This is a genomic window from Streptomyces sp. NPDC059989 (assembly GCF_042736975.1).
Classification (GTDB): Bacteria; Actinomycetota; Actinomycetes; order Streptomycetales; family Streptomycetaceae; genus Streptomyces.
Map to the genome: position 1 here is coordinate 103,176 of NZ_JBHWUO010000027.1, position 12,218 is coordinate 115,393.

The 12,218-nt window shown below is 71.5% G+C and carries 9 protein-coding genes, 2 pseudogenes and 1 riboswitch; of the genes and pseudogenes, 8 read left to right on the forward strand and 3 right to left on the reverse strand.

What is annotated here, in order from left to right; genetic code table 11:
* Positions 1-118: 118 nt before the first annotated feature.
* Genes shc through ACFWBN_RS24165 form a run of 4 tightly spaced genes read left to right on the forward strand, consistent with a single transcriptional unit; the run spans position 119 to position 5,320 of the window.
* Positions 119-2,215 (forward strand): squalene--hopene cyclase, encoded by a 2,097-nt coding sequence (gene shc / locus ACFWBN_RS24150; RefSeq protein ID WP_385178989.1) that lies wholly within the window; start codon positions 119-121, stop codon positions 2,213-2,215.
* Entirely contained in the window at positions 2,215-2,868 is a 654-nt protein-coding gene (locus tag ACFWBN_RS24155; protein WP_385178990.1) for a 1-hydroxy-2-methyl-2-butenyl 4-diphosphate reductase, read from the forward strand. Before shc ends, ACFWBN_RS24155 begins: the two co-directional genes overlap by 1 nt.
* 5 nt (positions 2,869-2,873) lie before the next feature.
* A complete protein-coding gene (gene hpnH / locus ACFWBN_RS24160; protein WP_385178991.1) occupies positions 2,874-3,905 on the forward strand; it encodes an adenosyl-hopene transferase HpnH in 1,032 nt (343 codons plus the stop codon).
* Positions 3,902-5,320: an aspartate aminotransferase family protein gene (locus ACFWBN_RS24165; RefSeq protein WP_385178992.1), complete on the forward strand. Its 1,419-nt coding sequence runs from the start codon at positions 3,902-3,904 to the stop codon at positions 5,318-5,320. The genes hpnH and ACFWBN_RS24165 overlap by 4 nt, the downstream gene beginning before the upstream one ends.
* An 81-nt stretch (positions 5,321-5,401) precedes the next feature.
* On the opposite strand, the gene ACFWBN_RS24170 is transcribed toward ACFWBN_RS24165, so the two are convergent.
* Positions 5,402-6,220: a tyrosine-protein phosphatase gene (locus ACFWBN_RS24170; protein WP_385178993.1), complete on the reverse strand. Its 819-nt coding sequence runs from the start codon at positions 6,218-6,220 to the stop codon at positions 5,402-5,404.
* Positions 6,221-6,497: 277 nt separating this feature from the next.
* A riboswitch (cyclic di-AMP (ydaO/yuaA leader) is annotated at positions 6,498-6,706 on the forward strand.
* 4 nt (positions 6,707-6,710) lie between these two features.
* Here ACFWBN_RS24170 and ACFWBN_RS24175 point away from each other — a divergent pair.
* From ACFWBN_RS24175 to ACFWBN_RS24190, 4 genes and pseudogenes are all read left to right on the forward strand, one after another.
* Entirely contained in the window at positions 6,711-7,673 is a 963-nt protein-coding gene (locus ACFWBN_RS24175) for a LysM peptidoglycan-binding domain-containing M23 family metallopeptidase (RefSeq protein WP_385178994.1), read from the forward strand.
* Positions 7,674-7,833: 160 nt separating this feature from the next.
* The gene (locus ACFWBN_RS24180; protein WP_385178995.1) at positions 7,834-8,619 is read left to right on the forward strand and encodes an SGNH/GDSL hydrolase family protein; all 786 of its coding nucleotides are present in this window, start codon (positions 7,834-7,836) and stop codon (positions 8,617-8,619) included.
* Between the two features lie 109 nt (positions 8,620-8,728).
* On the forward strand, positions 8,729-9,928 hold the full coding sequence (locus ACFWBN_RS24185; RefSeq protein WP_385178996.1) for an MBL fold metallo-hydrolase: 1,200 nt from the start codon (positions 8,729-8,731) through the stop codon (positions 9,926-9,928).
* Positions 9,929-10,428: 500 nt separating this feature from the next.
* Positions 10,429-11,778, forward strand: a pseudogene (locus ACFWBN_RS24190) (sensor histidine kinase); the annotation flags it as partial.
* A gap of 207 nt (positions 11,779-11,985) precedes the next feature.
* Here the strand turns inward: ACFWBN_RS24190 and ACFWBN_RS24195 are convergent.
* Positions 11,986-12,084, reverse strand: a pseudogene (locus ACFWBN_RS24195) (zf-HC2 domain-containing protein); the annotation flags it as partial.
* Between the two features lie 13 nt (positions 12,085-12,097).
* A partial coding sequence (locus ACFWBN_RS24200) for a sigma factor-like helix-turn-helix DNA-binding protein (protein WP_385178999.1) occupies positions 12,098-12,218 on the reverse strand: 121 nt, incomplete at its 5' end.

Consider the following 12,218-nt stretch of genomic DNA (forward strand, 5'->3'; position numbering starts at 1 on the left):
TACAAGAGGATATGAATCGCGAGTCGCCGGCCGGTGCCACTTCTTCGGACTGAAGGCGCGGCACCGACCGACGGCAGACCCCAGCACAGCAGAGGACAGACTGCACGAAGGGGAAGCCATGACAGCGACGACCGACGGCAGCGCCGATGGCGCTGGCGCTGGCAGCGAGACCGCCCCGGGCACCGCGCCGCCCGCCCGGGTGCACGTGAGCGCGCTCACGGAACGGCCCGCGGACCTGCGGCCGGAGCGGCCCGACCCCGGCCGGGAGGCGGCCGGCCCGCGGGCCGCCGCGGGTCCGCCCGAACCGCCCGACGGGCAGGGGCCGGAAGGGGTCCGGGAGGCCGCCGCGCGCGCGACCCGGCACCTGCTGGAGCGGCAGGACCCCGAGGGGTGGTGGAAGGGCGACCTGGAGACCAACGTCACCATGGACGCCGAGGACCTGCTGCTGCGGCAGTTCCTCGGGATCCGGGACGAGGCCACCACACAGGCCGCCGCCCTGTTCATCCGCGGCGAGCAGCGCGAGGACGGCACCTGGGCCACCTTCCACGGCGGGCCGCCCGAACTGTCCGCCACCATCGAGGCGTACGTCGCCCTGCGCCTCGCCGGGGACGCCCCGGACGCCCCGCACATGGCCCGCGCCTCCGCCTGGATCCGGGCCCACGGCGGGATCGCCGCCGCCCGGGTCTTCACCCGGATCTGGCTGGCCCTCTTCGGCTGGTGGAGCTGGGACCACCTGCCCGAACTCCCGCCCGAGCTGGTCTTCCTGCCGCCCTGGGTCCCGCTGAACATCTACGACTTCGGCTGCTGGGCCCGCCAGACCATCGTGCCGCTCACCGTGGTCTCCGCGCTGCGCCCCGTCCGCCCCGCGCCCTTCGCCCTGGACGAGCTGCACACCGACGCCCGGGCACCGTACACCGCCAAACCGCCCGCCCCGCTGGCCAGTTGGGACGGCGCCTTCCAGCGGATGGACAAGGCCCTGCACGTCTACCGCCGGTTCGCCCCGCGCCGGCTCCGCAAGGCGGCCGTGGCCACCGCCGGCCGGTGGATCGTCGAACGCCAGGAGAACGACGGCTGCTGGGGCGGGATCCAGCCCCCCGCCGTGTACTCCGTGATCGCCCTGCACCTGCTCGGCTACGACCTGGGCCACCCGGTGATGCGGGCCGGCCTGGAATCCCTGGACCGGTTCGCGGTGTGGCGCGAGGACGGCGCCCGCATGATCGAGGCCTGCCAGTCCCCGGTCTGGGACACCTGCCTCGCCGCGATCGCGCTCGCCGACGCGGGCCTGCGCCCCGACCATCCGGCGCTGGTCAAGGCCGCCGACTGGATGCTCGGCGAGGAGATCGCCCGCAGCGGGGACTGGGCGGTACGGCGGCCCGGACTCGCCCCCGGTGGCTGGGCGTTCGAGTTCCACAACGACACCTACCCCGACATCGACGACACCGCCGAGGTCGTGCTCGCGCTGCGCCGCATCAAGCACCCCGACCCCGCCCGCGTCGAGGCGGCCATCGCCCGCGGCGTCTCCTGGAACCTCGGCATGCAGTCGAAGAACGGCGCCTGGGCCGCCTTCGACGCCGACAACACCAGCCCCTTCCCGAACAGGCTGCCCTTCTGCGACTTCGGCGAGGTCATCGACCCGCCCTCGGCCGACGTCACCGCCCACGTCGTCGAGATGCTCGCCTTCGAGGGCAGGGCGGGCGACGCCCGCACCCGCCGCGGCATCGCCTGGCTGCTCGCCGAACAGGAGCCGGAGGGCGCCTGGTTCGGCCGCTGGGGCACCAACTACGTCTACGGCACCGGGTCGGTGGTCCCGGCCCTGACCGCCGCCGGCATCGCCCCCTCGCATCCCGCGATCCGGCGGGCCGTGCGCTGGCTGGAATCCGTACAGAACGAGGACGGCGGGTGGGGCGAGGACCAGCGCTCCTACAAGGACCGGTCGTGGGCCGGGAAGGGCGCCTCCACCGCCTCGCAGACCGCGTGGGCGCTGATGGCCCTGCTCTCGGCCGGCGAGCGTGACGGCAAGGCCGTCGAACGCGGCATCGAGTACCTCGTACGGACGCAAGAACCGGACGGATCCTGGGACGAGCCCTGGTTCACCGGCACCGGCTTCCCCTGGGACTTCTCCATCAACTACCACCTGTACCGCCAGGTGTTCCCGCTCACCGCGCTCGGCCGCTACCTGTACGGGGAACCGTTCGCCCCCTCCGGGGAGTCCTGATGCCGGCCGCCAGGGGCGAGAGAGCCGGGAACCCGGACCCGCTGCTGGTCGCCTGCGCCCTGCGCATCGAGCAGGCGGCCCTGCGCGGCGCGCCCCGCGGCGCGCCCGAGGCGTACGGGCTGCTGCGCACCGGGATGGGCCCCCGCGCGGCCGAGCGGGCCGTCGCCCGGGCCCTGGAGCGGCCGGGGATGGACCGGGCCGCCGTCCTCGCGACCGGATTCTGCGCCGGGCTGGTCCCCGGCATGCACCCCGGCGACCTGGTCGTCGCCGAGGAGACCCGGGACCCGCAGGGGACCGTCCCCTGCACCGGCACCACCCTGCTCGCCGAGGCACTGGCCCGGGCCGCCCCGGGCCGCACCGTGCACCTCGGCGCACTGACCGGATCCGACCACGTCGTCCGCGGCCAGGAGCGCGCGCAGCTGCGCGCCACCGGCGCCATCGCGGTCGACATGGAGTCCGCGGCCACCCTGTGGGCCGCCACCCGCGCCGGCAACCGCCCTGTTGCGGCCGTCCGGGTGATCGTGGACGCTCCGGAGCATGAGCTCGTCCGTATCGGCACGGTCCGCGGAGGAATATCGGCCTTCCGCGTTCTGCGTGCCGTACTGCCCGCGTTTTATGACTGGCACCGTTCTTTGCTGCTCCCCAGGAGGTGAGCCAGATGGCCATGCCGCTGCGCCAGACCATCAGGGTCGGGACCTATCTTCTCGAACAGAAGCTCCGCAAGCGTGAGAAGTTCCCCCTGATCGTCGAGCTGGAACCGCTCTACGCCTGCAACCTCGCGTGTGAAGGCTGCGGGAAGATCCAGCATCCGGCCGGGGTGCTCAAGCAGCGCATGCCGGTCGCCCAGGCGGTCGGGGCCGTGCTGGAGTCCGGCGCGCCCATGGTGTCCATCGCGGGCGGCGAGCCCTTGATGCACCCGCAGATCCACGAGATCGTGCGCCAGTTGGTGGCCAAGCGGAAGTATGTATTCCTCTGCACCAATGCGATGCTCCTGCGCAAGAAGATCGAGAAGTTCACCCCGTCCCCGTATTTCGCCTTCGCCGTGCACATCGACGGCCTGCGCGAACGCCACGACGAGTCGGTGGCCAAGGAAGGCGTCTTCGACGAGGCGGTCGCGGCCATCAAGGAGGCGAAGCGGCGCGGATTCCGGGTGACCACCAACTCCACCTTCTTCAACACGGACACCCCGCAGACCATCATCGAGGTGCTCAACTACCTCAATGACGACCTCCAGGTGGACGAGATGATGATCTCGCCGGCCTACGCCTACGAAAAGGCCCCCGACCAGGAGCATTTCCTCGGCGTCGAACAGACCCGCGAACTCTTCAAGAAGGCCTTCGCGGGCGGCAACCGCAGGCGGTGGCGGCTCAACCACTCGCCGCTCTTCCTCGACTTCCTGGAAGGAAAGGCCGATTTCCCCTGCACGGCCTGGGCCATTCCGAATTACTCCCTCTTCGGCTGGCAGCGCCCCTGCTACCTGATGAGCGACGGCTACGTGCCCACCTACCGGGAACTCATCAACGACACCGACTGGAGCAAGTACGGCCGCGGCAAGGACCCGCGCTGCGCGAACTGCATGGCGCACTGCGGCTACGAGCCCACCGCCGTCCTCGCCACCATGGGCTCCCTCAAGGAGTCCCTGCGCGCGGCCCGGGAGACGATCGGCGGGAACCGGGAGAAGTCGGCATGACGCCGGCCGGACAGGGGGAGGAGGGCGGCCGGGGCAAGGGCTTCGACCTCGGCGCCCTGCTGGCCGAGCGCGGCGGGGAGCGCTACGAACTCCACGCCCGCCACCTCAACCACCAGCTCCCCCGGATGCTGCACACCATCGGCTTCGACAAGGTCTACGAACGGGCCGAGGGCGCCCACTTCTGGGATGCCGAGGGCAACGACTACCTCGACATGCTGGCCGGCTTCGGGGTGATGGGCCTGGGCCGGCACCACCCGGTGGTCCGCCGCGCGCTGCACGACGTCCTGGACGCCCAGCTCGCCGACCTCACCCGCTTCGACTGCCAGCCGCTGCCCGGGCTGCTGGCCGAGAAGCTGCTCTCGTACAGCCCGCACCTGGACCGGGTCTTCTTCGGCAACAGCGGCACCGAGGCGGTGGAGACGGCCCTGAAGTTCGCCCGGTACGCCACCGGGCGGCCCAGGATCCTCTACTGCGACCACGCCTTCCACGGGCTCACCACGGGGTCGCTGTCGGTGAACGGGGAGGGCGGCTTCCGGGACGGCTTCGCGCCCCTGCTCCCCGACACGAAGATCGCGCTCGGCGACCTGGCCGCCCTGGAGCAGGAGCTGAAGCGCGGGGACGTGGCCGCCTTCGTCGTCGAACCGATCCAGGGCAAGGGCGTGCTGGCCGCCCCGCCCGGATTCCTGCTCGCCGCGCAGGAGCTGCTGCGCCGCCACAAGGCGCTGCTGATCGCGGACGAGGTGCAGACCGGCCTCGGACGCACCGGGGACTTCTACGCGTACCAGCACGAGCCGGGGGTGGAGCCGGACCTGGTCTGCGTGGCCAAGGCGCTGTCGGGCGGCTACGTGCCGGTCGGCGCGACCCTGGGCAAGGACTGGATCTTCAAGAAGGTCTACTCGTCCATGGACCGGGTCCTCGTGCACTCCGCGAGCTTCGGCTCCAACGCGCAGGCGATGGCGGCCGGGCTTGCGGTGCTGTCCGTCATGGAGGACGAGGAGGTCGTGGCCAACGCCCGGGCGATGGGCGACCTGCTGCGCGGGCGGCTCGCGGCCCTGGTGGACGAGTACGAGCTGCTGCACGAGGTGCGGGGGCGCGGGCTGATGATCGGCATCGAGTTCGGCCGGCCGTCCTCGCTGGGGCTGCGCAGCCGGTGGACCATGCTCCAGGCGGCCCGCAAGGGGCTCTTCGCCCAGATGGTCGTGGTGCCGCTGCTGCAGAAGCACCGGATCCTCACCCAGGTGTCAGGAGATCACCTGGAGGTCATCAAGCTCATTCCGCCGCTGATCGTGGACGAGCGGGACGTCGACCGGTTCGTCGGCGCCTTCCGCGAGGTCATGGACGAGGCGCACGGCGGCTCGGGGCTGATGTGGGACTTCGGCAGGACGCTGGTGAAGCAGGCCGTCGGCAACCGGTGACGGCCTGCCGGGGCCCTGTGGGGGAGTCGCGACGTACAGCTGGGCCGGAGGGGCGCTTCGCGCGCCCCTCCGGCCCGGTCCTCAGTCGAGCAGCCGGCCGCGGAGGCGGTCGAGCGCCTCGGGGGTGAGCCCGAGGCCCTGCTCCAGGTAGCGGTCCACGCCGCCCCAGTGCTCGTCGATGGTGTCGAAGGCGGCCGTCAGGTACTCGGCGCGGGCGTCGAAGAGCGGCGCCAGCAGCTCCATCACCTCGGGGGAGCGGGCCTCGGCCGACTCGCTGCTGCGGCGTACCCGGTAGCGGTTGTGCGGGGCGTTCGACTCCAGGTAGTCCGCCACGATCGCCTCGCGCGGGACGCCGAGCGCGAGCAGGGTGACGGCGATCGACAGGCCCGCCCGGTCCTTGCCGGCGGCGCAGTGCATCAGGGCCGGGACGCTGTCCTCGGCGAGGGCGTGCACCACCCGGCTGTGCTCGGCGGTGCGGTGCCGGATCATCCCGCGGTAGGAGTTCGACATCCGGGCCGCGGCCTTTCCGTCGCCCAGGAGCGAGCGGAGCTGGTCGAGGTCGCCGTCGCGGACCATCTTCCAGAACTCCCGGCCGTCGGCCGGATCCGACAGCGGGATGTTGACGTTGCGCACGCCCGGCAGTGCGACGTCCGGCCCTTCCAGGGAGTGGTCGGCCGCGTTGCGGAAGTCGAAGACGGTGTGCAGTCCGAGCGAACCGAGGAACTCTGCATCGGTTTCGGTGGCATGTGCGAGATGTCCGCTTCGGAACAGTCGTCCCGTCCTGACCCTTCGCCCGTCGGATGTCGGCAATCCACCCACATCGCGGAAATTGCGCACTCCGGTCAACTCCGGCTCCGGCTGCGGACTCACCGGCGGGGCCGGGGGTATCTGCTGGGTCAAGGAACTCCTCCGCTTCGTCGTAGGGTGTCCGAATTACACTACTTGGCGCCAACTTGCCATGAGCGGAGGCGAGATCGGGCACGTCCCCGTGAGCCAGATCATACGGTGACCGTGAGTGCCTGATCGCTAAAGCCGAAAGGCCCGGCCGGGGCGGTTGTTGACGGTGGGGAATGGACAGAGGGTGACCGGAATTCCGTTGATCCCTCATCCCTGTGATTCCGTCAGGGAATTCATGGCTTGTTAGGTGCGGCCGAACTCGATTACCTTCGCGATCGATCCGGGTGGACCGCCGAATCCTGCCGCCGCCCGGGAACCGCACCCGACTATTCACGCGCGCGGCAGGAGCGGGGGAACCAGGTAAGCCGCCGACCCGGATGTTTGATTCCGGGACGGCTCGGGGTGAAGCCGTACATGTTCCGTTCATGTGCGGCCGGACATCTCCAGTCCGAACCCGACAGCTCACCTCGCAGGCGCCGGAGAGGAATTCGCCATGCCTGCAAAGGGTAAGCACCGCCGTCCCAAGTCCCTTTCGATATCCCGCGGTTTCGCCGCCGCAGGCACCGGTGGCGCGGCCCTCGCGCTGCCGCTGATGGGCGCCGCCGGCGCCCAGGCGGCCGGCACCCCCGCCGCGGCTCCGGCCACGGCTCCCGCGGTGGCCCCCGCCGTCGCTCCGGCCGCGGCCCCGCAGGTTCCGGCCGCGCTCCAGGCCGCGCCGACCGTGTACACGGTCGTGCCGGGCGACTACCTCTCCAAGATCGCCGCCGAGCGCCACCTGTCCGGCGGCTGGGAGCAGCTGTACGCCGACAACCGCGAGGCCGTCGGCACCAACCCCTCCCTCATCCACCCCGGCCTGAAGCTGACGCTCGGCGCGAAGGGCGAGGCCGCTCCGGCCGCCGAGTCCGCCCCGGCCGAGGCCCCCGCGCCGGCCGAGGCCCCCGCCGACGAGGCCGCCGAGCAGGACGCGCCGGCGCCCGTCGCCCCGCAGCCGAAGCAGGCTCAGAAGCCGAAGAGCACCGGTTCGTCCACCGGGGCGAAGGCCCCGAGCGCCGCCGGCTTCGTGGCCCCCGTGGGCGGCGGGATCTCCACCCAGTACAAGGCCTCCGGCGCCATGTGGTCCTCCGGCTACCACACCGGTGTGGACTTCATCGCGAGCTCCGGCACCACCGTCAAGGCCGTCGGCGCGGGCACCGTGGTCTCCGCCGGATGGGGCGGCTCGTACGGCAACGAGGTCGTCATCCGGCACGCGGACGGCAAGTACTCGCAGTACGGCCACCTGTCCTCGCTCGCCGTCTCGGTGGGCCAGAGCGTCACCGCCGGCCAGAGCATCGGCCTCTCCGGCTCCACGGGCAACTCGACCGGCCCGCACCTGCACTTCGAGATCCGTACGGGCCCGTCCTACGGCTCGGACATCGACCCGCTCGCCTACCTCCGCACCAAGGGCGTCAGCATCTGACGGCACCCGCCGTCGGCGCACGGACACACGTCAGGCCGGGACCCGAGGGGGTCCCGGCCTCACGTGTACTTATTCCTTATCCCCCGGGTGGTATAGATCACGGTCCGTCAACCCCTCATTACGTTGGCGTAGGTTGGTTACGGGAGTGAAGGATGTTGTCGTGGCAGCGACGACGACGACATTCAAGACCATCGGCTCGTACGCGGCGATCGGGGACAGCTTCACCGAAGGCGTGGGGGACCCGGGGCCCGGTGACTCCTATCTCGGCTGGGCGGACCGGCTCGCCGTGCTCCTGGCCGATCGGCGGGACGAGCACGACTTCCGCTATGCGAACCTGGCCGTGCGCGGCCGGCTCCTCGACCAGATCGTGGCCGAACAGGTCCCGCGGGCCAAGGAGCTCGCCCCGGACCTCGTGAGCTTCTGCGCGGGCGGCAACGACATCATCCGGCCCGGCAGCGACCCCGACGACGTGGCGGAGCGGTTCGAGGCGGCCGTCGCCGACCTCACCGGGGCCGTCGGCCAGGTCATGATCACCACCGGCTTCGACACCCGGGGCGTGCCGGTCCTCAAGCACCTCCGGGGCAAGGTGGCGACGTACAGCGCGCACGTCCGCGCCATCGCCGACCGCTACGACTGCCCGGTGCTCGACCTCTGGTCGCTGAAGTCCGTACAGGACCGGCGGGCCTGGGACGCGGACCGGCTGCACCTGTCGCCCGAGGGGCACACCCGGGTCGCGCTGCGCGCCGCGCAGGTGCTCGGGCTGGAGGTGCCCACCGACCCCGACCAGCCGTGGCCGCCGCAGCGGCCGCGCGGCTCGGTCGACGTGACCCGGGACAACATCCAGTGGGCGCGCGAGCACCTGGTGCCGTGGATCGGCCGGAGGCTGCGCGGGGAGTCCTCCGGAGACCACGTGGAGGCGAAGCGACCGGATCTGCTGCCGCTGTAGGCGGGGCGGGAGGGGAGCGGGGGCCGCAAGCGGAATCCTTCGGGGCACGTGTGCGTTGGGATGGTCGTAGACCGACGACCATCCCGACCCCTTCCTCCCAGGAGGCGCCTTGACCGGCTCCAGTCCCCTGCGCCCTCGGCTGCGTGCCCTGCGGCCCGAAGCCTTCGGCGCGGACCCGTCCGGCGCCCGGCTGGAGCGGATCCGCCGCTCGCCGAACTTCGCCGACGGCGTCTTCCAGAACCCGGTCGGCGCCCGGACCAGGCCCTCCGGGTCGATGAAGGAGTTCGCCAAGATCTACTTCCACAAGGAGCAGCGCCTCCGGCGCAGCCCCGGCGCGCCGATCCCCGTGTACCCGACCACCCTCGCGGAGCTGGCGAAGCCGCCGGTCAGCGGGCTGCGGCTGACCTGGATGGGCCACTCCAGCGTGCTCGCGGAGATCGACGGGCGCCGGGTGCTCTTCGACCCGGTGTGGGGCGAGCGCTGCTCCCCCTTCCCCTTCGCGGGCCCCAAGCGCCTGCACCCCGTACCGGTGCCCCTCGCCTCCCTGGGCACGGTCGACGTCGTGGTCATCTCGCACGACCACTACGACCACCTCGACCTCCCCACGATCAAGGCCCTGGCCGGTACGGACACCGTCTTCGCCGTCCCGCTGGGCGTCGGCGCGCACCTGGAGCGCTGGGGCGTGTCGGCCGACCGGCTGCGCGAGCTGGACTGGAACGAGACCACCAAGATCGCCGGCCTCTCGCTCACCGCGACCCCCGCCCGGCACTTCTGCGGACGCGGGCTGCGCAACCAGCAGCACACCCTGTGGGCCTCCTGGGTCGTCGCGGGCGACGAGCACCGGATCTACCACAGCGGGGACACCGGCTACTTCCCCGGCTTCAAGGAGATCGGCGCCGAGCACGGCCCCTTCGACGCGACGATGATCCAGATCGGCGCCTATTCGGAGTACTGGCCCGACATCCACATGACGCCCGAGGAGGGCATGCGCGCCCACCTCGACCTCCAGGGCGGCACCCCGCACGGCACGATGCTGCCCATCCACTGGGGCACCTTCAACCTGGCCCCGCACTCCTGGGACGAGCCGGGCGAGGGCACCCTGGCCGCGGCCGAGGGAGCCGGAGCGGCGGTAGCCCTCCCGATCCCGGGCCAGCCGTTCGAACCGTCCGCCCCGGACGCCCCCGCCAACCCGTGGTGGCGCCCCTTCGTGGCAGGCGCCCCCACCACCCCCACCCGACCCCCCCTCCCGATCACCACAGACCGCCTGCAGCCGGTCATCAGAGAGGAACCGGAGGCCGTCGGCTCGTAAAGGGAGGTACGGCTGAGGTTGCGGTGGGGCCGGGTGTGTGGCGGGGCGCCCCCGCAGGGCGCCGAACGCAACAAGGCTGCCACTCTCCGACCCCTGGCCACGTTCGGCGCCCGAGGAGGTGCCCCGGCGCGCGCCCGGCCCCACCGGAACCGGTGCTCGGCGGCTTCGCCGGTGGGGCTCCGCCCCGCACCCCGCGCCTCAAACGCCGGCGAAGCCGGATGGGCCCGAGGAGCCCGAGGAGGCAGCCGGGCGTGCGCCGGCCCCCCCCGCCGCAGGCGACCGGCGCATTCGGACCGCCCCCGCAATCCGCCGAGCCCGCCGCAGGCGACCCGGCGGATTCGGGCGCCCGTACGAGCGCTCCACCGGGAGCGGGAAGCACCCCCGCGAACTTCCCCAACTGGCAGTCCGGGGCAGGACGGTGCGGTCTAGCGTGGGTACCCGGTGATCAACACCGGGCCCCGGGATCGCTGGGGGCCGGGCCCCACGTACCGAGGACGCCGATGTCCGGACTCCGCGCCGCCCGCCACGCCCCGTCGAGACACGCCCCGTCGAGACACGCCGTCACCGGTCCGGGCCGGCAGATACGCCCCCAGCTGGTCCGCGCCGCCGTACTGCCCACGCTCGCCGCCGGGCTCAGCGGCGCCGCCGCGGTCATCTTCACCCTCCAGCTCGGCGGCGGAGCAGGCGAGCGCGACGCCCGGCTCTGGCCGGTGCTCACGGGCTGCGCGCTCCTCGTCGTCGGCGCCCTCGCGGCGGCCCTGCTCGGAGCCCAGCGCGCCGCCAAGGCCGTCCGGGACCGCTGCGAGGCGCTGCGCCGCTCCAGCGTGCGCGGCCGCCAGGAGCTGCGCACCGTCGCCGACCGGCTGGAGCGCGGCGAGACCCCGCCCCGCCCGGTGCGCGGCGGCCCCACCGGGCCCCCGGCCGGCGCCGACCCGGCGGGGGTGGACGAGTTCTGGCTGCTCTCGCAGGAGCTGCGCGGCGCCCGCGAACAGGCCCACGCCACCCTCGTCCGGTTGGCCGGCCCGGCCGCCCCCTCCGACAGCGAGCGCAAGGTCGAGGTCTTCGTCAACCTCGCGCGCCGCCTGCAGTCCCTCGTCCACCGCGAGATCTCGCTCCTGGACGAGCTGGAGGACACGGTCGAGGACCCGGACCTGCTCAAGGAGCTCTTCCACGTCGACCACCTCGCGACCCGCATCCGCCGCCACGCCGAGAACCTCGCGGTGCTCGGCGGCGCCGCCTCCCGCCGCCAGTGGACCCGGCCGATCGACCTCAGCGAGGTCCTCCGCTCCTCGGTGGCCGAGGTGGAGCAGTACACGCGGGTCAAGGTCGTCCCCCCGGCGGGCGGCAGCGTACGCGGCCACGCCGTCGCGGACGTGGTGCACCTGCTGGCCGAACTGGTCGAGAACGCCACGGTGTTCTCCGCTCCCGACACCGACGTGGTGCTGCGCGCCGAACGGGTCACCGCCGGGATCGCGGTCGAGGTGGAGGACCGCGGGCTGGGCATGCCGGCCGAGGAACAGCACCGGATGAACGCCCTGCTCGGCGACCCCGACCAGATCAGCGTCCGGCACCTGCTCGCCGACGGGCGGATCGGCCTGTTCGTCGTGTCGGCACTGGCCCGGCGGCACGGGATCGCCGTCGAGCTCAAGTCCAACATCTACGGCGGCGTCCTCGCCGTACTGGTGCTGCCGCAGGAGCTGCTGGGCGCGGAGGCGCCGAGCGCCGCCGACGCGGCGGGCGGCTCCCGGGCCACGTCGTGGGGCACCGGCGAGAGCGCCGCACCGGTGCCGCAGCCGCTGCCGCCGCTGGAGCCCGTACGGGTGTCCGTGCCGCAGCCCCTGCGGGAGCCCGCCGCCCATTAAAATCACAAAAACCGCTGCGGCTGCAATCATCGGATGAGTTTTGATCCATCGTTTTACAGAAGCGCGTTTTTTCTCTTTTGGAAGATTCGCCATAACTTTGGCAGTAAAATCAGCAGGGGCCGTGACATGCGATGTGCTTCGGACGAGTGCTACGGATTTCTCCATTTCATGAAAATGCCGTTTGCAATTCCCGCATGACTGCAAATGTTGTTTTAATACGTTTTCATCTTCAGGAAGGATATCTCCATCAAGATGCTTATGCATAAGCTGCACGATCTGTTCAGGACAGCTCATTTCATCACCCCACTTAAAGATCCCTCAATTGTTTTCTAAGAGCCTCTCTGCCTCTGTGTATCCTTGTCTTGACGGTGCCGACAGGGATATTCAGAATCTCCCCGATTTCAATTAAAGAGAGTTCGTCAATATAC

What these genes read in the sequence shown, in the direction of transcription:
- shc (WP_385178989.1), top strand. Translation starts at nt 119, where the DNA reads ATGACAGCGACGACCGACGGCAGCGCCGATGGCGCTGGCGCTGGCAGC.
- ACFWBN_RS24155 (WP_385178990.1), top strand. Translation starts at nt 2,215, where the DNA reads ATGCCGGCCGCCAGGGGCGAGAGAGCCGGGAACCCGGACCCGCTGCTG.
- hpnH (WP_385178991.1), top strand. Translation starts at nt 2,874, where the DNA reads ATGGCCATGCCGCTGCGCCAGACCATCAGGGTCGGGACCTATCTTCTC.
- ACFWBN_RS24175 (WP_385178994.1), top strand. Translation starts at nt 6,711, where the DNA reads ATGCCTGCAAAGGGTAAGCACCGCCGTCCCAAGTCCCTTTCGATATCC.
- ACFWBN_RS24165 (WP_385178992.1), top strand. Translation starts at nt 3,902, where the DNA reads ATGACGCCGGCCGGACAGGGGGAGGAGGGCGGCCGGGGCAAGGGCTTC.